Source organism: Acinetobacter sp. BZX-2, from assembly GCF_055179795.1.
In genome coordinates this window covers 3,799,269-3,819,278 of sequence record NZ_CM143686.1, presented here as the reverse complement: position 1 = coordinate 3,819,278, position 20,010 = coordinate 3,799,269, and the positions used below count along the sequence as shown (strand labels likewise).

Below are 20,010 nucleotides of genomic sequence, written 5' to 3'. Positions count from 1 at the left end.
TGAAACCCCTTCATTCTATTTTAAATTTAAAAAAGACCAATCCCCCAGATAAAGGGGTCGCCATTCTAACCAAGTTATCCACATCTGTCATGACTAATTCAGTCTAAAATGCTCAAAAAAGCAACCTTCCGCAAATAAATTTAAATTCAAAGCACTTGTGGATAATGTTTTTCACAACCTGTGGATAAATTATCACATAAACTTATCCACAATCCATCATTTTAATAAAAACAGCAATATCCACAACATAAACGAATGTTATTCAATAGAAAAACATGGTTTTCCACACAAAAAACAGCCCCTAATAATAATAAATTTAAATTTTAAATTTGAATTTATTTATAAAGATCCAGAAATCTGTGGATAAAACGCATATTATGAATTTAAATTCAAAAAGCCTCTGTTTTAAATTTAAAAATAGGGAATTGAATTTAAAACTTGAATAAGTCTAGGGATAACTTTGCGGATATGCTTGTTGGTAACTATTATTTATACTATAAAATAATAAGTTATGTTGTGAATAGGTTTGTTTGAATATTTATTATAGATAAATAAGAGAATCGGATTGACTGGGTAAAAAAACAGCAAGTATAAAAAGAAAAGTGTATATTCATTGACAGCATAAAGAATGCACAATACAATCGCGAACCTTTAGAAAGATCAATTTTGGAGTTTCGATATGAAACGTACATTCCAACCATCTGAATTAAAGCGCAAGCGCGTTCATGGTTTCCGTGCTCGTATGGCTACTAAGGCTGGTCGTCAAGTATTAGCTCGCCGTCGTGCAAAAGGTCGTCACAGCTTAACTGTTTAATTTATTAAATCGTTAGCATACGACTTGGGTGTTATGTCTCTTTATAGTTTCAGTCCAGAGGTGAGAATCCGCTGTGCTGCAGATTACAAAGGTGTATTTGATGGTGCGCTTTTTAAAGTGCATCAACCCCATTTTATATTCTTAGCAAAAATGACCGAACAGCCTAAAAGCCGTTTGGGTATAGTTGTTGCAAAGAAAAAAGTGCGCCGTGCGCATGAAAGAAATCGAATAAAACGTTTAACGCGTGAAAGTTTTCGTTTAAACCAGCAAAATATAGATTTGTTGGATATTGTTGTTATGCCAAAAATTGGTATAGAAGCAATTCCAAATGCTGAACTGTTTCAGCAGCTTGAATTTGCTTGGTCGAAATTGCAGCGTATTGTTAAAAAGCACCAAAAAATAACTCAATCTTCCCCTCAAAAATAGAGGAAGCCAATGATTCGTTTATTGCATTGGTTGATTCGTTTCTATCAAATTGCGATTAGTCCACTCATTGGGCCTCGTTGTCGTTATATTCCGACTTGTTCACAATATTCGTTAGAAGCAATCCATACGCATGGCGCATTAAGGGGCTCATGGTTAGCCACTAAGCGTATATGTCGTTGTCATCCTTGGGGTGGACATGGTTATGACCCTGTGCCTAAAAAAGCAATTCGTTTTATTTCATTTCAGCAAATAGATTCTCAAACGCTTCATGTTCCTGTACCCTTGCGTGAACGTTTATTGAACCAAAAACACTCTAACCACTTGGGGTAATAGATATGCAACAATGGGCCAGGTTTGCGATCCTCGGAGCCATGTTAGTTACAGCATATTTGCTCATTTTGGCTTGGCAAAAAGACTATGGTCATAACACGACAACTAAAGCTGAAACTCAGCAAACTGTTGTTGCGCATGATGTGTCTGCCGATTTGCCAAATGGTCAAAAGACTGCAGCGACTAGCGATGTTCCGCAAGCAAATATAGCTGCTGCACAGCAGAAGACTGCTGCACCAGCCACAGCAAATCAACAACTGATTTCAGTACAAACTGACCTCTACCATCTTTGGATTAGTCCTAAAGGTGGTGATATTGTGCGTATTGAATTACTCAATCATGACAAGAGCAAAGATAGTGATCAGCCTTTTGTTATGCTTGAAAGTGATGCAAAACGTACCTACGTTGCTCAATCTGGTTTGATTGGCCTAAATGGTCCAGACAGCAATCCAAATCGACCAGACTATGAGTTTGAAAAAGCGACTTATACGGTTGCTGATGCAAAAGACGTAAAAGATAAAGATGGCAAAACTGCTAAAGTATTATCTGTACCGATGGTGTATAAAACTGCCGATGGCGTAGAAATCATCAAGACATTTACTGTGAAAGAAGGTAAATATCCGATTGATGTGAGCTATCAGGTAGTGAACCGTAGTGCACAAAATTGGCAAGGTCAAATGTTTGGTCAAATCAAACGTGACAACTCTGACGATCCGGGTAAATCTGACCAAGGTATCTTTACCCTTGGTACATTCCTTGGCGGTGCATGGGGTACGCCAGAAGAGCATTACAATAAGCTCAAATTTGCGAATTTTACTGAAGAAAAACTCAATACCGAAGCAAAAGGTGGTTGGGTGGCAATGGTTCAGCATTATTTTGTGAGCGCTTGGATTCCAGGTCATTTTGGTGGTCAAGAATACACTGCAAAATTAGAGTCTCGTAAATCTGCAGATGGTATGAATATCATCGGGTTTACATCTCCTACAATTAATGTTCCTGCTGGTAAAGCAATGAGCATTGATGCAACATTTTATGCAGGTCCAAAAGTTCAATCAGAATTGAAAGATTTAGCCGCTGGTTTAAACCAAACTGTAGATTATGGTTGGTTATGGCCAATTGCTAAATTATTATTCATGGGCTTACAGTTCTTCCATGGCATCGTGGGTAACTGGGGTTGGTCAATTATTTTATTGACTGTGTTAGTGAAATTGATTCTGTGGCCATTATCAGCTAAGGGCTATCGCTCTATGGCGAAAATGCGTGTGATTGCACCTGAAATGCAACGCATGAAAGAAGAGTTTGGTGAAGACCGTATGCGTTTCTCTCAAGAAATGATGGCGCTTTACAAACGTGAGCAAGTCAATCCACTTTCAGGTTGTTTGCCATTACTTCTACAAATGCCAATCTTCTTAGCATTGTATTGGGTATTGATGGAGTCTGTAGAACTTCGACATGCACCATGGATTCTTTGGATTCAAGATTTATCGGCAATGGATCCTTGGTTTATCTTGCCATTGATCATGGGTGTAACCATGTTTGTTCAACAAATGTTGAACCCGCAACCTACTGATCCGATGCAAGCGAAAGTTTTTAAAATCATGCCAATCATGTTTACAGTATTTATGCTGTTCTTCCCTGCTGGCTTGGTTTTATATTGGACTGTGAACAACTCGATTACGATTTTACAGCAATGGTTTATCAACAAAAATGCTGAAAAAACCAAACTCACTAAAGATGTGGCTTAATTGATTTAATCATCATTAAGCAATAGCTGAAAAAATCCGCTTGAGATGGTAATCTTAGGCGGATTTTTTTATTGTCAAAATTTGAGTAGATTTAGATGACCAATAGTGTAAGCCAAACCACAATTGCAGCCATTGCGACTCCACCAGGACGTGGAGGGGTTGGTGTTATTCGTTTGTCTGGTCCTAAGGCTTATGCGATCGCAGAATCTTTTACTCAAAAAACTTTACCTCAGGCTAGATTTGCAGGGTTTCGTCAGTTTTTAGATGAAAATGGCGAAGTGATGGATGAAGGTTTGGTTATTTGTTTTCCAAATCCAAACTCATTTACTGGGGAAGATGTTGTGGAGTTACAAGGTCATGGTGGCCCTGTGATTCAGAATGCATTATTGGCTCGTTTGTTAGAACTAGGTGCGACAGCTGCTAAAGCTGGTGAATTTTCTATGCGTGCCTTTGAAAATGGCAAGATGGATTTGGTTCAAGCTGAAGCAATTGCAGATTTGATTGATGCTACATCACAAGCTGCGGCACGTTCAGCCGTTCGTTCTCTACAAGGCGTATTTTCAAATAAAGTGAATACTGTTTTAGAGAAATTGATTCACTTGCGTCTACATGTAGAAGCTGCGATTGATTTTCCAGAGGAAGAAATCGACTTTTTGGCGGATGGAAAAATTTTAGCGTTGTTACAAGAGGTACAATCTTCTGTCGCTGCTGTTCAGCAATCTGCACGCCAAGGACAGTTACTGCGTGAAGGTTTACAGGTAGTGATTGCAGGTAAACCGAATGCAGGTAAATCATCTCTACTGAATGCACTTGCAGGAAACGATCGTGCAATTGTGACAGATATCGCTGGAACCACGCGTGATGTTTTGCATGAAAAAATTAGCTTAAATGGCTTACCAATTACCCTAACTGACACCGCAGGTTTACGTGAAACGGGTGATATTGTAGAAAAAGAAGGTATTCGTCGTGCGATTAAAGAGATAGAGCAAGCGGATTTATTATTATTGGTCTATGACTTAAGCCAAGGGGAAAACCCTTTAGCACTAGCGGAAAATTATTTTGCTGAACATATTGAACCTAAGCGTTTAATGTTGATTGGAAATAAATGCGATTTGACTGATCAAAAGCCTGAATTGAGTGATTTTGATGGTTTTAGACATATTACTGTTTCAGCCAAGCAAGAGATGGGTGTACAAGCGCTTATAGAAGCGATTACAGCGCATGCAGGCTTCCATCCAGAAGAAGATACCTTTATTGCACGTACACGTCATTTAGATGCCATGAAGCGTACTCAGCACTATCTAGCTGAAGCACATGAGCAGCTTGTGGTTTACCATGCTGGTGAATTGGTCGCTGAATCGTTACGTTTAGCGCAAAATGCTTTGGGTGAAATTACAGGTGATTTTAGTGCAGATGATTTACTGGGTGTAATTTTTGGATCGTTTTGTATTGGAAAGTAAAAATTACTGATCTAGATAATATCTCAAAGCTGACTTCGGTCAGCTTTTTTATTAAAAGTTATTGTTTTGTAAGCTGAATTTACAAGGAACGAAGAATTCTTTATTGTGATTAATCTTTACCCACAATAAAAGGTTTGATCGATGAGAAAAACGCCTTTATTACTTTCAGTTACGGTTTTAATGCTGACATCCAATGTTTGGGCTGAACAAGATAATTCTAAGATTCTTGAAGAAGCAGCAAAAAATAATATTACGATTGTGCAAGCACTCAGAGCCAATGATGAAACGGCTGTAACCCTGCAAGGTCATATTGTTGGTCAAATTAAGCATGAACATTATGAATTAAAAGATACAACAGGTTCGATGACGATCGAGGTTGATGATGATTTAGCTACAGCAGATCAACTAAAAGTCGGAACAGAAGTAAAAGTTGTCGGTGAGATCGATACGCATCGCTATAAACCGACTGATATTGAAGTGATAAAAATTGAAATAATCAAAGAATAATATATCGATTTTTGATCAATATGTAAGTGTAAGTACTTACATATTGATGCAATATTTTCTAACTGTATTTTATATTTAAGTGTTTGATCAATAAATAAATACACAATATACCGACATCTAAGCAAAACCCAAGAATACCCACCATAAAACCAAAGTGATCTGACAAATATCCTGCTGTAATGATCGGTATGATGGTTCCAAAATAAGCGATAAACAAATAAGTGGAAACCACTGCTGCACGATTTTCTATAGTGGTCATATGATGAATTAAAGCAAAAGTACCCAGCAAACTTAAACCATGTCCGATTCCCACACAAAGAACACTGAAAAAGAACAGCATGCTCCAATGCATGGTCATGCAGATTGAAAGAATGACATAACTCGTAATCAGAAAGATCAAACCCACATTTAAGGTTTTATGCATGTCTAGGGATTTGGCAAACCATTGCACAGATGCTGAAATCAGTAAAATACTCGCAATCGTTGCGCCACTAACCAATGGGCCATGCCATGGAATTACATCTTTGATGAATGACGGCGCTAAGGATGCAAATAAACTAAACGAACCAAAAGCACAAAATGCACTGAAACTAGCAATATAAAATAAGGTTTTAAATCGTGGTTCAGGATGCTCTAAGTGAGGTGCAATTGAAAATGGCTGCTTTTCAAAAGAAGCTGTTTTAATGGTGAATAGGCTGATTAAGCTTAAAATTGCAGCAAAAATGACGGGTAGGTATGGAGTAATAAGTGGCTGATTTGAAAATTGGGCAATCGCTCCCCCAATAAAAGGACCTAAACCAAAACCTATTACAGTAATAATAGAACTGAGTTGTGCTGCATTCTGCTTATGTGATTCTGGGATGGTATAAATTAAACCTAACATAGCCGATGTACTGATTAAACCAGACGCAATTCCAATGATAAAACGTCCAAAACCAAGGAAATAAGTATTTGAAGCAAAAACAGAAAGCGTTAAGCCAATCACTGCAAAAAACAAACCGATTTGTAGTGTACGAATAAAACCAAAACTATTACTGGTACGCCCTAGAAATAATAAAGTGGTCAAACAGCCGAACATGTAAGCGACAAAAATATAGGTAATTTGACTGGGTAGCAGATGCCAAAGTTGTTGATAAATTGGATATAAAGGGCTGGCTAAGGCTGTACCAATAGTCCCAATGCACAAGGCGAGGCTGATCATTAAAAATGGTCGCCATGATTGCTGATTCATGAGTTTTGAACTGTATTTGCAAATAAAGATTGCACATAAAAAAGCCAAGCTCTAGCGTATTGAGTTTGGCACGGAGGATTTTGACTATTTAAAAAGATTAAAACTTAATCAATATAAGGTCAATCGATTTTTAATTGTTTGTTATAAAATTACGCATAGCGTTTTAATAGCTGAATAAACGTTTGTAGCTCATCCTCATTGGTTGTCGAGTCAGAAATCACATGTTCTCTTAAATGTGCTTCAATCAATTCATTCATTAATCCATTCACAGCGCCTTTGATCGCTGCGACTTGTTGTAAAACATCGATACATGATTTTTCTTCATGGTTTAGCGCAGCTTCAACAGCATTGATTTGCCCTTGTATGCGCTTAACACGGTTTAAAACTTTTTTATTTTGATGTAAATGACCCATGTGCAAGCTCCAAAAAAATATACTCCCTTATAGTATATTTGATTATGAAATAATATACTCTATGGGAGTGTTTAGGATGTCATTCAAATGCAATTTAAAATGATAAATCGTGAGCATAATCATCAGTTTGATGAAGGGAACCCACTCGCACAAAAGAAAATATTACTGGCAACAATATTGACTGGGCTCATGATGCTTTTTGAAATAGCTGGAGGGTGGATTTTTAACTCTATGGCCTTACTTGCAGATGGTTGGCATATGAGTTCACATATGCTGGCTTTAGGTATGGCCTATGTGGCATATCGAGCCGCACGTCATTATGCGAGCGATATTCGCTTTAGTTTTGGCACATGGAAAATCGAAATTTTAGCGGGTTATAGCAGTGCGATTTTATTGATGGTTGTGGCTTTATTGATGGCTTTTCAATCTATTCAACGTTTATTTCACCCTGTACAAATTCATTATAATGAAGCGATTTTAATTGCTATTTTAGGGTTAGTGATTAATTTGATTTGTGCATGGTTACTACATGATGACCATCACCATCACCATCACCATCACCATCACCATCACCATCACCATCACCATCACCATCATTCGCATGAGCATGGCGATCATCACGAGCATGATTTAAACCAAAAAGCTGCATTTTTACATGTGGTTGCAGATGCCTTGACTTCTGTTTTAGCGATTATTGCACTTGTAGCGGCTAAAGTTTTTGGTTGGGACTTTTTAGATGCTGTTTTAGGTATTGTGGGTGCAATTCTTGTTGGAAAATGGTCTTTGGGTTTGATTAAAGAAACAGGAAAAACCTTATTAGATGCAGAAATGGATCATCCTGTTGTTGATGAAGTACGTGAAGTCATTGAAAGTTTACATGTAGAAGTGAAAATGACAGATATTCATGTTTGGAAAGTAGGAAAAGGGAAATTTTCAGTGATTTTGGTTTTAGAAAGCCATGATAAAAATTTAAATGCGGATATGGTTCGTCAAGCATTGTCTATACATGAAGAATTGGTGCATATTTCGGTGGAAATTAATCAGCCAGCTTTGTTTAATTTTGTTCCACGTGAAACCCATTAAAGACAACAGTTTTCAAACATCTAGAGGGATAAATTATGTTTTAATGCCCTACACTATTTTTTTAATTCTAAAGCTATATGTTAAAGCAATTGATCGCCTTGGGTTTAAGTTTAGGACTATGCAGTACCAGTTTTGCCAATGTGGATAATGTGAAAGCGAAGTTGTTACAGCAATACCCCAATGTAAAAATTAATAATTTACAAAGTACGGAAATGCAAGGCTTGTATAGCGGAACATTAGACAATCAAATCGTGTATGTAAATGAAGATGCACAGCATTTATTCATTGGTTCGATGATTCGTTTGAAAGATCAGCATAATTTAACCAAAGATTTAGCGCTAAAACAAAATACAGTAGATTTTAAAAGTTTACCTTTAAATGATGCGGTGAAATCTGTAAGGGGGAATGGTAAGCGACAGCTTGCCATCTTTTCTGACCCAAATTGCCCATATTGCAAGGCTCTTGAAGGGAATTTAGCCAAGTTAAATGACGTCACTATTTACACGTTTATTTACCCAATCAAAACGCAATCGATTATTCCTTCTAAGCAAGTGTGGTGTTCTAGTAATAAAGAATACGCATGGAAAAATTTACTTCAAAAAGGGATTAAACCGACTACTGCAGCTACGTGTGAAACTCCAATTGAGCGTAATCTTGCCTTGGGTAAAAAATTAGGTTTGCAAGGTACACCAGCTATTATTTTTTCAAATGGTTATAAAGTGATGGGGGCTTATCCTGCTGAAGAAATTGAGAAAATTTGGAAACAGTCAGGTTTATAATTATTTTAAAATAGAGCACTGCTGTTTATTCAAAAAGTGATTCTGTAAAAAATTATTCAACCAAAAAAGCACTGAAAATTCAGTGCTTTTTTATGCGATGTATAATCTAAAACGAATGACCAATAAAAGTTTTAAGTCAATCAATATTAAGTTCGTTTAGCGATCATGTTATAAATAAATAGTACGATAACTGCTCCGATGACCGATGCAATAAAACCTGCTGATGCGCCTTTTTCATACAAACCCAGTAATTGTCCACCATAGGTTGCAAGCAATGAACCGACAATTCCGAGTGCAACTGTGACAATAAAGCCAGCTTTATCGTCCCCTGGGTGTATTGCGCGTGCGATTAAACCTGCAAAAAAACCGATAATGATTGCCCAAATCAGTGCCATCATAGTAGCTCTCCTTTTTCTTTATTTTATCTAGAGTTAAGAAATCAATCTTTGTTTATTTTTCAATATTTATACAGAGAGTTAAAGCTTCTCTATGCTACAAGTTGTTGCATTTTTGTTCATTGATTAAAATTGAAAATATAGATTAAAATTGAAAATATAGATTAAAATTGAAAATATAAAAAAAGCGACCGAAGTCGCTTCATCATTTTAGCAATAGTGATGTCGGTTTTAATTACAGACCAATTTCACCAATAAAAGGAACATGGCGATATTTTTGATCATAGTCTAAGCCATAACCCACGATAAATTTATCTTCTACTTCAAAACCTAGAAATTTCACATCCAAATCAATTTCACGGCGTGAAGGTTTACTCACTAAAGTACACAATTCAATCGAGTTAGGTTGGCGTGTCTCTAATATTTCTAATACTTTGCTCAACGTATTACCAGAGTCGATAATATCTTCAATAATTAAAACATCTTTGCCGTGAATTTCACCGTCTAAATCTTTTAAAATTTTAACATCACGGCTTGAAGTCGTACCACCACCATAACTTGAAACAGTCATGAAATCGAGTTCATGTGTTTTTGTGATTGCACGGCATAGATCTGCCATGAAGATGACTGAACCACGTAATAAACCGATTAATACCAACTCTTTGTCGCTATTGGCATAATGCGCATCAATTTTTTTACCAAGTTCTTGAACTTTTGCATGAATTTCTTCGGCAGAAATCATCACTTTCATTTCAACAGTCATGGGAAATACCTAAAACTAAAACATCAAATTCACAAATTAAAAAAGGTGTTGACTAGCAACACCCAAAAATATGCCTTAATTTTAAAACATATCAGATCAAGATGCATCTTTTTTGGCATTGGAAAATGTAAATAGCCAATGATTTAATGCGCATCTTTCTTTAATAACAATGTACATACGATAAATACAGTGCTGATTAAGATGATCTTTTTCTTAGATTTTCCTGTCTTTTGATCAGGTTTAGCTTTTTTGCTCATAGGCTTTATTTCCATAAACATAGGTGGCTTGAACATTACGATCATCTCCCATCGTAAATAAAGCAAATAAAGCATCTTCAATATTTTTGGCACGGTCTTGGCGAAGTTGTTGTAAAGCCGTTGCTTTCAAATTCAGCACAACAAAATCAGCTTCTTTACCAAGATTAAAATTGCCCAATTGTTCATCCAAATGCAGTGCTTTTGCACCACCGAGTGTGGCATGATAAAACGCTTCAAATGCAGAAAGTTTATCACCTTGTAATTGTTGAACTTTATAAGCTTCATTCAGTGTTTGTAACTGGCAGAATGATGTACCTGCACCGATATCTGTACCTAAACCGACTTTGACTTGTTTTTCCCATGTTTTGTTCAATGGAAATAAACCACTTCCCAAAAATAAGTTTGAAGTTGGGCAGAAAGCAATTGCTGAATCTGTATCATGCATACATTGCCATTCATGTTCTTCTAAGTGCACACAATGTGCAAAAACAGACCGCTCTCCTGTTAGGCCATAATGATGATAAACATCTAAATAACCTTTTTGCTCTGGGAATAATTCTTTAACCCAAGCGATTTCATTTTTATTTTCACTGAGATGTGTATGTACATAAACATCAGGATATTCAGCTTTTAACTGCCCTGCTCTTTCTAATTGTTCAGGTGTAGAAGTTGGTGCAAAACGTGGAGTAATTGCATAGAGATTACGTCCTTTTGCATGCCATTTCTCAATCAATGCTTTAGAGTCTTGGTATGCGCTCTCAGCTGTGTCTGTCAGTGCGTCTGGTGCATGACGATCCATCATCACTTTACCTGCAATTAAACGCATTTGATGGCGTTCTGCAGCTTCAAATAAAGCATCAACAGATTGAGGATGAACCGTACAGAAAACTAAAGCTGTGGTGGTTCCATTTTTAAGTAATTCATTCACAAAAAAGTAAGCAATTTTATCGGCATAGTCTTTATCAGCAAATTGCATTTCTGTTGGAAATGTATAGGTATTCAGCCATTCTAAGAGTTGTTCGCCATAAGCACCGATCATCTCTGTCTGAGGGAAATGAATATGTGTATCAATAAAACCGGGCACTATTAATTGTTCAGGGTAATGATCGACTTGAATATTTTCATTTAACTGAGACTGTCCATCTTCCCAAGAGCCAAACCATATGATTTTGCCTTGTTCTGTAATGAGTAATGCATCTTCAATATAACGAACTTGATCTGAAATTTGAGATGCTTGTAGGACGGTATTTTGAATATCGAGAAAGCGACCACGAATCGCCGTTTTCTGAGCAACAGAAGACATGTAAAACCTGCAATTTATACTTTTTTCGAGTGATTGTACCTGAAATTTGCAAGTGAAGCTGTAAGCTGGTTTATCAAATTGAATATTTTAGTGAGTGCTCGGTTTAGCCTCAAAATGTTGATCGAAAAGTTGTAATTATTTTCATGAGAAAGTTCATTCTGCCGACAGAATGAATATTAAAATTTGAAAGGAAAGAGGTTTTAATCATCCACTTTCCTTTCAAAACGATCTTTGCTGTTATTTTTTATAAGCTTGTTGAAGCTCTTGAACGATCGGTGCTTTAACGCCGTCTTTCAAAATATAGCGGCTAATCATGCCCTGATCTGTATAGATATTCATGGAAATATCGTGATTCACAGATAAGTCATGGATCATGTTATTGGGTACGATGATGCTGTTACGAGATCGATTTGAACCAAATTGAAAATCGACATCTGTTGCGCCGATCGTATTAAATGAATGGCTTTTTGCACCATTGCTAAATACAACTTTTTTGATGTCGTATTTGTGATTGATACTGTTTAACGCAATTTGGATTTTTATCGCATCTTGTAGAGAATCATTTTTAATGACTGTGACAATAGGACAAAGTTCATTTGGTTGGCAAATGAGCAAACCATAAGTACGTACATTTGTCTTCGATTCAGGAGTGGTTGAAGCACAGCCAGCAATGAATAATGCACCTAAAGTAATGGATAACAATTTTTTCATAAATATTTCCTAATACAATCCCATAATCGTTAAATTTAACTAAAAATCACTTTGTTTATATGCTTGATGGTGAGTCTGCATTGATGTTGTTTATTATATCCCTGATTAAATTGTCTGATCACAAGCATATTCAAAGTTAAGTTAATCTTTCTTAAAACATAGATTTAAGCTGATTGAATTATAACATTCATCGGACATTTCGCATGTGTAAAACATCAGATTTATGAGCTGACCATTTAAATAGTCATCATCTAACTTATTCAGACCGTGTATACAAATGACTGTATCACTGCATTTTCAAAGGATGTAATAAGTAAACCCATAGCAGACATTGTATTTTGATGTTTCCATCGTGGTTGCTATGGGGTGAATATTCAATTTAAATATCCAGTTCTGGTATTGAGTTGAATGTTATTTAGGGAAAATAAAGGATGCGATTAGACGAACGCCAAAATCTTTAGGACTTGAATCTGTATCATGTGCCCAATATTTTACGCCACCACCTACGCTAATCAATTGACCATTTAAATTGACGATTTTGGTTGCAGTAACATTTACAGGTATTGTGGCTTTTTTAATGTTCCAGTCATAAGTCGTTTCACTATTGAGTGTTACGGTTAAACTACTTGGATATGTATAAGAAACAAATGGCTGTAGGAATGTACTATTCACATCTTCTACATCACCATGATTTTCTACTGCCCAAAGGTGGTTTGCCAATGCACCTAATGTCCAACCTTCACTTTGTTTTAAAATAACAGCTGTTGGCCCTAGACCATATTGGTCTGCACCTAATAACTTCTCTGAAGCAGTTGGCAATAACATCGCTGTCCCCACTCCCCAAGTGATGCCATTAGAGCCAGTATTTGAAGGTGAAAAGAAGAAGCTTTGAACAATATCCCCTGTGCCCCAATCATCACTTTTATTGGTATCTTTATAGGTTTGAACCGTTACAGGTAAAATTGTACGTGAAATCAAATTCCAGTTTTCATTCAGTTCAATGGGAATAACAGGCTGAATATTGAGTTGATAACGTTGAACATTTTCATCTGCACCAATATTATCGTCAAAGTTAAATTGGAACGGCACACTGACGAGATTGGCTACAGGGTTTGAAAGCTTTTTTGCAAGATCATCGGATTCAGCAGAAAACACGCTACTACTCACTAAACCAAGTGAACAAATGATAAACATTTTTTTTGCTGAGATGCGGTTATATTTTTTCATGGCTTCGCCCCATAATTGCTATTCGTTAGTAGATTTGTAGATGACTATTTATTGCTGTAATTATCATCAATATACTGATCATTAATCTATAATAGCAATCTATATTTAGTCGTATTAAAAATTTAGAAAGTGATTTTTTCTAACGATTTATTTTGGGGTATTCATTTTTAGGGACTCTTTTTATCATATAAATACAACATTTAGCCCCATTGATTACCATTATTTATTTAGCTATTCACAGTAAAAGAGTATTTTAAAAAGCGTATTTACAATGACACAAATCACTTATTTTGTTGACCATGACGATCGGTCTAAATTAAAGCAGATCGTTTTTAATCAAGCTGCTTTAATGCAAAGATTGATGTATTTAAGACAAATCAATACTCAAGCGTATTTAAGTGCAGGTGTGATTCGAAACTTGGTCTGGTCTGTTTTACATCAACAAAATTATGAAATTGAACAGACGGAAATAGACGTGATTTTTTATGATTTAACGGATCAACATGCTGAACAACAGCGGCTTAAATTTTTGTTGAGTCAGAAATTTCCTGAAAATGAATGGGATGTGGTCAATCAAGCCTTTGTGCATACTTGGTATAAGACAGACCAAGGCTTAGCCATTGCTCAGTATTCATCGCTTATTGATGCTTTGAGTGTGTGGGTTGAAACTGCCACAGCGATTGCTGTGCGGTTATTGGAAAATGATGATTTAGAAATCGTTGCGCCGTTTGAATTAAATGATTTATTTGAACTGAAACTACGTTGAAATAATCGATTGGTCAGTCGTGAAGTATTTACACAGCGTGTGCAATCTAAACGGTTTTTAGAAAAGTGGCAAAATTTACAAATGATCGAAATTGAAGAATAATTTTTTATCGTGCTTAGATCATATTTTTTATTCATTTTATCATTTGGTTTTTATCAGCTTAGAGGTGTAGATGAAGTGCAACACAGTTTCATATAGGCAGTCTGATAAAAACAAAAATCGAGCTAATGAATTAACTCGATTTTATTTGTGAAAAGTATCCATCTATTTTAGGAGTGATCACTCTCTGAAATAGTTTAAGAGTTTAATTCCAACTGCTTATTACGACGAATTGATAACCAAGCTGTAATCGCCAATACCACAACAATAAAGCCTAATGAAATCAAAATCGGCATATGGAAGACATCAAGCATGAGCATTTTAAAACCGATAAAGACTAAGATAATACCTAGGCCATACGGTAAATAATGCATTTTTGATGCTGAACCTGCCAATAAGAAGAACATTGCACGTAAACCTAAAATCGCCATGAGGTTAGCAGTCAATACAATGAACGGGTCACTGGTTACGGCAAAAATTGCTGGGATTGAATCCACCGCAAAAATCACATCGGAAGCTTCGACTAAGATTAAAACTAAAAATAGTGGTGTTGCCCAAAGTAGACCATTTTGACGAACAAAGAATTTATCGCCTTGTAAATTTGGGGTGATGCGAATGTGTTTACGTAACCATTTTAAAATCGCCATATCTTCAATATTGGTTTCTTCTTCATCTTGCCCTTTAAGGAATTTATAACCTGTGTAGACAAGGAATGCGCCGAAAATATACAGAATCCAAGAGAATTCTTGTACGAACCATGCACCAATAAAAATAAAGATTGTACGTAGAACAATTGCACCTAATACGCCGTAAAGTAAAATTTTACGTTGTAGACCAGGTGGAATAGCAAAAGCAGCGAAGATCATTAACCAAACGAATACGTTATCGATCGCAAGAGATTTTTCGAGTAAGTAACCTGCGAGGTATTCCATGGTTTTGGTGTTTGCAACAGCAATGCCCGCAGTTTGCTGTAGATAAAGCCATAAACCACCCGCAAAAAGCATGGACACAGAAACCCATGCAATACTCCAATACGCAGCCGTTTTGATTTTGACGTCTTGACCTTCTTTTTGCTTAAACCCAAGAAAGTCGATGATGAGCATGACTGCAACGATAGCGAAAAACGCCAAATACAGCCACGGATTGCCAATAGATTCCATAAAATTCTCCAAATCTGGCAATCAGGCATAAAAAAACCTTGACCTGTTGCCAGATGATTAAACATCTGTATCAACATGATCAAGGTCTTGCCTACATCATCTGTATTTTGATGATGCTCAGATACCGGCTTTTTGCAAAGCGTAATGACGATATTCTGACTGGAGAGGCTACTCCCCTTGTTCGAAAACTGTTTAAAGAAATATGTTCATTTCTTAATATGAGCAGAGAATGGCACATTTATCGCAATTGTGCAAATTTTGAATGAATTTTTACATTTAAGTACACGTTTCAGAGATTTTTTATCAATCATTAGCGTCTTTCAGCAAGCAACGATAGCGATGAAGACTAAATCGAACCAATAAAATCGATGAAATTATATTTACACTGAACTGTTCGATACTCTGTGCCCTAAAAAGATCGTTACATTTTAGGGCTAATTAGGGCTAAAATCTTTACGTTGTACCAAAATGAGTGCCAAAATCGTACCCAATACAGCAAGTATTCCTCCAACCACGCCAATATTCATGAGTCCATAATGGGTTGTCACCCATCCACCCAGTAATGCACCACCACCGATACCAACATTATAAAGACCTGAATAAATAGCCATCGCAACATCAGTTGCATCAGAAGCTAAATTCAAAGTTTTGGCTTGCTGCGCTAAGCTAAAACAAATAATCGCCATTCCCCAAAATAAACTGAGAATACTAAAACTGGTAAAATCAGTTGAAAGTGGGATCAGTAATAACATTGAAATTGCTAGAAGAGTGCTACTGAAAGGAATGGGTAATTTAGGATATTTTTGACCAAATTTCCCAAATAAATAAGAACCTAAGAAGCCTGCAGCACCATAGATCAACAATAAAGTTGTGGTTTGTGATGAGCTAAAATGTGCAATATTTAAAGCAAAGGGTTCAATATAACTATAAGCCGTAAATTGTGCTGTGATCACGAGAACGGTTAGCGCAAAAACAATCATCAAGCTCGGTCGTTTCAATAGCACTTTTAGACTGCTTAAAGAGCCTGAATTGACACTGGGCAAATGCGGTAAAGTTTTGGCGAGTATTAAGCAAACCACGCTCGCGCCAATCGCAATTAAAGCAAAAGTATTACGCCAACCATAAGATTCACCAATCATACGACCAAATGGAATGCCTAAAACCATGGCTAAAGCAGTACCTGTAGCCAGTAAACCCAATGCTTGAAACTCTTTGCCTTTAGGTGCTACGCGCACAGCTAAAGAAGCAGTGATCGACCAAAATAGTGCATGTGAAAATGCAATACCAATACGACTGATCAGGAGGATATCAAAACTCCATGCAATGTAAGATAAAGTATGGCTGATCACAAAAACGATAAATAAAGCGATCAGTAAAAAGCGCCGTTCAATATTTTTGGTCAATAACATGATTGGCAGTGAAATCGGAGCAACCACCCAAGCATAGAGTGTAATCATGATGCCAACATCTGTGGCTGGCATTGCAAAACTGTGACCAATATCGCTGAGTAACGCAACAGGAACAAATTCAGTGGTATTAAAAATAAAAGCAGCAAAAGCTAGACTAATCACACTGACCCATTGCTGTGTTTCACTGGGCGGTGGTTGAGTAGGAGAGGTTTGAGGAGATAGAGATGACATGGTCAATTAATTTAAAAACGAATATTAAATTTTAGGCTGAATGAATTGGGTTGTTAAGTGTTAATAATGATGCAAAAGCTATGAACGCTCGGACAAAATTGGTTTTTAATATAAAGATTAGTCGATCCATGATGTTTTGAAATCTTAGAATCACTTTGTTAGAGTGGAATTGTATAGATAAGCAATCAAAGTCGAGATCAGGTTTATGCAATTCCAACATGTAAATAATCAAAAAAATGGTGAATTCTTTTTAGATAATGAACAAGGCAAGCGCATTGCTGAAATTAGTTATGTATGGAGCGGTGAGCATAAAATTATTGCCAACCATACATGGGTTGATGATTCATTACGTGGGCAAGGAATAGCACGTCAATTGTTAGATACTTTGGTTGAATTTGCACGTGAAAATAACTTAAAAGTTGTGCCAACCTGCTCTTATGTCGATGTCATGTTCCGCCGTGAGAAAAGTTTTGCAGATGTGGCAGCTTAGTTGCTATTTTTAATTCAATTTAAATCAATCGATGTAATCTATAAGTATGTGTAGAGAAGCTTCCCTATCATCACGTATTGTTAAGAAGCTTCTGTATTCTATGGGTATTTTCACAGAAAAAATAACTGCTAAAAATGGTTCAGACCATTAAAGTCGTTCAGTGTAGAAAACAACAATCCTCGGATCAATAAAAAACGATACGCATTCATCTTTTAGCAATCCAGTCTGTAAATTGAGCACTTTAAGTATTCATAAAATACATAATTTAATTTATAAGTATAATTTCTCTATTCACTAGATATTTCAAGATTTTTATAAATATGAAGTCATTACATTGAATAATTAAAGAATAAAGGAACATAGAATGCCTATACAATTATGCTATGCAAGTACTCGAGTTGAAGGTGATTCAGATTTATTACAAGATTTAACGGATATTTTGTCTGCAGCTCGAGATTTTAACCATGAAAATCAGCTTTACGGCGTATTGTATTATTCTGATGGGATATATTTTCAATGTTTAGAGGGTAATAAAGAAATACTTGAGGTTTTGTTTGAACGGATTCGACAAGATCGTCGTCATGTGAATATTCATCGTTTTAAAGACCATGAAATTGAGAAAAACCATTTTTCTAAATGGTCGATGAAATACGTGAAAAATTCTACTCGAATTTCTCGTTTTTTTGAAAAGCAAGGCTTTAAAAGGTTTCAACCGCATCAGCTGGATGAACAAAATATTGTTGAGTTTTTAAGTCTATTGGTGAAAATTGAAAATGCGAATTTATAAGGAAATTTAAATCGTCCGAGAATCTCAGCCTTTAACAAAAATCCATATGATGGATCGATCAAAATGAAGAAGCTAATTCTGCAAAGCTGGATTTTAGATGAATCGATTAAGCTTGATGATTAACAATACCAATATAGAGAAACACCCTTCAAATTAGATTAAAAGTACCCAATTTTCGAGGTGTTTCTGTTAGCACTGTTTGATTTAAAACAGTTTATTTTGCTTTTAAAGCAGCGATTAATTTCTGATGTAAACCACCAAAGCCACCATTGGACATAATCACCACGGCATCGCCCTCACCTGCTTCTGCAACCACAGTGTTGATGATGTCGTCTAGTGTACGAGCGACGACCGCTTTATTCGGTGCTGCATCAATAACAGGTTGTAAATCCCAGTCCAAACCTTCAGGCTGATACCAAATCACTTCATCTGCCAAACGTGCAGAATGTGCTAAACCATCTTTATGGCTACCCATACGCATGGTATTTGAACGTGGTTCAATGATTGCCCAAAGTTTACGTTCACCTAAGCGTTTACGCGCGCCTTCGAGTGTTGTATCAATAGCTGTTGGATGATGCGCAAAGTCATCATAGACTTCGATCCCATTAACCGTATCGAGCAATTCCATACGGCGTTTTACACCACCAAAATTCGATAAAGCTTCACAAGCAGTTTCAATTGAAACACCAACATGTTCAGCCGCTGCAATGGTTGCCAAAGCATTCGCAACACTATGCTGCCCTGTCATGTTCCATTGTACTTCGCCTTTTACAATGCCGTGTTGTAGAACTTTAAAATGCGAGCCATCGGCTGAAAGTTGTTCTGCATAGACTTCAGCAGTGTTATTGGCTTCAAGTGATGTACGTACCACAGGTGTCCAACAGCCCATCTCTAAAACTTCATCAATATTACTTTCAGTAATTGGCGCAATAATGCGACCTTCACTTGGAATGGTACGCACTAAATGATGGAATTGTTTTTGAATAGCAGCCAAATCATCAAAGATATCAGCATGGTCAAATTCAAGGTTATTTAAAATTGCGGTTTTTGGATGATAATGTACAAATTTAGAGCGTTTGTCGAAAAATGCAGAATCATATTCATCTGCTTCTACACAGAAGTATTTTCCACCGCCTAAACGTGCGCTTTCGCTAAAACCTAAGGGTACACCACCGATTAAAAAACCTGGGTTTAAACCTGCTTGATCGAGTACCCAAGCCAACATGGTTGTCGTTGTCGTTTTACCATGTGTTCCTGCAACACCGAGGACATGCTTGCCTTGTAATACGTGATCTGCAAGGAATTGAGGGCCTGAAATATAAGGTAGACCTTCATTGAGCATGTATTCCACAGCATCAATACCGCGCTTCATGGCATTGCCCACAATGACAAGATCAGGATGAGGCTGTAAATGGCTACGATCATAACCTTGCATTAAGGTAATGCCTGCATTTTCAAGCTGAGTGGACATCGGTGGATAGACATTCGCATCTGAGCCTGTCACCTTATGCCCTAAATCACGAGCCAATAGTGCTAAAGAACCCATAAAGGTGCCACAAATACCCAGAATATGCAGATGCATTCTTTTTAACTCCACTGCTTTTTAGACACATCACTTTTTGTT

At 36.7% G+C, this 20,010-nt stretch carries 20 protein-coding genes and 1 pseudogene; 11 read left to right on the top strand and 10 right to left on the bottom strand.

Annotation, left to right across the window (positions count from 1 at the left end; translation table 11 throughout):
* Positions 1-679: 679 nt before the first annotated feature.
* The 6 genes from rpmH to ACY45D_RS17805 all read left to right on the top strand — a co-directional run bounded on the left by rpmH (position 680) and on the right by ACY45D_RS17805 (position 5,282).
* Positions 680-814, top strand: a complete 135-nt coding sequence (gene rpmH, locus ACY45D_RS17830) for a 50S ribosomal protein L34 (protein WP_000831329.1) — start codon at positions 680-682, stop codon at positions 812-814.
* 33 nt (positions 815-847) lie between these two features.
* Positions 848-1,240: a ribonuclease P protein component gene (rnpA, locus tag ACY45D_RS17825; protein ID WP_463107903.1), complete on the top strand. Its 393-nt coding sequence runs from the start codon at positions 848-850 to the stop codon at positions 1,238-1,240.
* A gap of 9 nt (positions 1,241-1,249) precedes the next feature.
* Positions 1,250-1,570 carry a membrane protein insertion efficiency factor YidD gene (gene yidD / locus ACY45D_RS17820; protein ID WP_463107902.1) on the top strand — a complete coding sequence of 107 codons (321 nt, stop codon included), beginning with the start codon at positions 1,250-1,252 and terminating at the stop codon, positions 1,568-1,570.
* A 5-nt stretch (positions 1,571-1,575) separates the two neighbouring features.
* A complete protein-coding gene (gene yidC, locus ACY45D_RS17815) occupies positions 1,576-3,315 on the top strand; it encodes a membrane protein insertase YidC (protein ID WP_463107901.1) in 1,740 nt (579 codons plus the stop codon).
* Between the two features lie 95 nt (positions 3,316-3,410).
* Positions 3,411-4,775 (top strand): tRNA uridine-5-carboxymethylaminomethyl(34) synthesis GTPase MnmE, encoded by a 1,365-nt coding sequence (gene mnmE, locus ACY45D_RS17810; RefSeq protein WP_463107900.1) that lies wholly within the window; start codon positions 3,411-3,413, stop codon positions 4,773-4,775.
* A gap of 141 nt (positions 4,776-4,916) precedes the next feature.
* The gene (locus tag ACY45D_RS17805; protein WP_463107899.1) at positions 4,917-5,282 is read left to right on the top strand and encodes a NirD/YgiW/YdeI family stress tolerance protein; all 366 of its coding nucleotides are present in this window, start codon (positions 4,917-4,919) and stop codon (positions 5,280-5,282) included.
* Positions 5,283-5,340: 58 nt separating this feature from the next.
* Here the strand turns inward: ACY45D_RS17805 and ACY45D_RS17800 are convergent, their stop codons facing one another.
* Positions 5,341-6,513, bottom strand: coding sequence for an MFS transporter (locus tag ACY45D_RS17800; protein WP_463107898.1), 1,173 nt, complete (start codon positions 6,511-6,513; stop codon positions 5,341-5,343).
* A 149-nt stretch (positions 6,514-6,662) separates the two neighbouring features.
* Positions 6,663-6,926, bottom strand: a complete 264-nt coding sequence (locus ACY45D_RS17795) for a metal/formaldehyde-sensitive transcriptional repressor (RefSeq protein ID WP_463107897.1) — start codon at positions 6,924-6,926, stop codon at positions 6,663-6,665.
* An 87-nt stretch (positions 6,927-7,013) separates the two neighbouring features.
* On the opposite strand from ACY45D_RS17795, the gene dmeF reads away from it, so the two are divergent.
* Complete coding sequence (gene dmeF / locus ACY45D_RS17790) at positions 7,014-8,009, top strand: CDF family Co(II)/Ni(II) efflux transporter DmeF (RefSeq protein ID WP_463107896.1); 996 nt, start codon at positions 7,014-7,016, stop codon at positions 8,007-8,009.
* 77 nt (positions 8,010-8,086) lie between these two features.
* Positions 8,087-8,788: a DsbC family protein gene (locus ACY45D_RS17785; protein WP_463107895.1), complete on the top strand. Its 702-nt coding sequence runs from the start codon at positions 8,087-8,089 to the stop codon at positions 8,786-8,788.
* 146 nt (positions 8,789-8,934) lie between these two features.
* On the opposite strand, the gene ACY45D_RS17780 is transcribed toward ACY45D_RS17785, so the two are convergent.
* The 5 genes from ACY45D_RS17780 to ACY45D_RS17760 all read right to left on the bottom strand — a co-directional run bounded on the left by ACY45D_RS17780 (position 8,935) and on the right by ACY45D_RS17760 (position 13,444).
* Positions 8,935-9,186, bottom strand: a complete 252-nt coding sequence (locus ACY45D_RS17780) for a GlsB/YeaQ/YmgE family stress response membrane protein (protein ID WP_463107894.1) — start codon at positions 9,184-9,186, stop codon at positions 8,935-8,937.
* 232 nt (positions 9,187-9,418) lie between these two features.
* Complete coding sequence (hpt, locus tag ACY45D_RS17775; RefSeq protein WP_463107893.1) at positions 9,419-9,946, bottom strand: hypoxanthine phosphoribosyltransferase; 528 nt, start codon at positions 9,944-9,946, stop codon at positions 9,419-9,421.
* A gap of 240 nt (positions 9,947-10,186) precedes the next feature.
* Complete coding sequence (gene guaD, locus ACY45D_RS17770) at positions 10,187-11,506, bottom strand: guanine deaminase (RefSeq protein WP_463107892.1); 1,320 nt, start codon at positions 11,504-11,506, stop codon at positions 10,187-10,189.
* A 237-nt stretch (positions 11,507-11,743) separates the two neighbouring features.
* Positions 11,744-12,217: a hypothetical protein gene (locus ACY45D_RS17765; protein WP_463107891.1), complete on the bottom strand. Its 474-nt coding sequence runs from the start codon at positions 12,215-12,217 to the stop codon at positions 11,744-11,746.
* Between the two features lie 411 nt (positions 12,218-12,628).
* Positions 12,629-13,444, bottom strand: coding sequence for a transporter (locus tag ACY45D_RS17760; protein WP_463107890.1), 816 nt, complete (start codon positions 13,442-13,444; stop codon positions 12,629-12,631).
* 271 nt (positions 13,445-13,715) lie between these two features.
* On the opposite strand from ACY45D_RS17760, the pseudogene ACY45D_RS17755 reads away from it, so the two are divergent.
* Positions 13,716-14,312 (top strand): annotated as a pseudogene (locus tag ACY45D_RS17755) (nucleotidyltransferase family protein).
* A 194-nt stretch (positions 14,313-14,506) separates the two neighbouring features.
* On the opposite strand, the gene ACY45D_RS17750 reads toward ACY45D_RS17755, so the two are convergent.
* Entirely contained in the window at positions 14,507-15,469 is a 963-nt protein-coding gene (locus ACY45D_RS17750; RefSeq protein WP_463107889.1) for a TerC family protein, read from the bottom strand.
* Between the two features lie 434 nt (positions 15,470-15,903).
* Complete coding sequence (locus ACY45D_RS17745) at positions 15,904-17,109, bottom strand: sugar transporter (protein ID WP_463107888.1); 1,206 nt, start codon at positions 17,107-17,109, stop codon at positions 15,904-15,906.
* A 205-nt stretch (positions 17,110-17,314) separates the two neighbouring features.
* Here ACY45D_RS17745 and ACY45D_RS17740 point away from each other — a divergent pair, with 205 nt between their 5' ends.
* Together ACY45D_RS17740 and ACY45D_RS17735 are read left to right on the top strand one after the other, a co-directional pair.
* On the top strand, positions 17,315-17,599 hold the full coding sequence (locus tag ACY45D_RS17740) for a GNAT family N-acetyltransferase (protein ID WP_463107887.1): 285 nt from the start codon (positions 17,315-17,317) through the stop codon (positions 17,597-17,599).
* Positions 17,600-17,963: 364 nt separating this feature from the next.
* Positions 17,964-18,386 (top strand): BLUF domain-containing protein, encoded by a 423-nt coding sequence (locus tag ACY45D_RS17735; RefSeq protein ID WP_463107886.1) that lies wholly within the window; start codon positions 17,964-17,966, stop codon positions 18,384-18,386.
* 214 nt (positions 18,387-18,600) lie between these two features.
* On the opposite strand, the gene mpl is transcribed toward ACY45D_RS17735, so the two are convergent.
* Positions 18,601-19,968 carry a UDP-N-acetylmuramate:L-alanyl-gamma-D-glutamyl-meso-diaminopimelate ligase gene (gene mpl / locus ACY45D_RS17730; RefSeq protein ID WP_463107885.1) on the bottom strand — a complete coding sequence of 456 codons (1,368 nt, stop codon included), beginning with the start codon at positions 19,966-19,968 and terminating at the stop codon, positions 18,601-18,603.
* Positions 19,969-20,010: the final 42 nt, after the last annotated feature.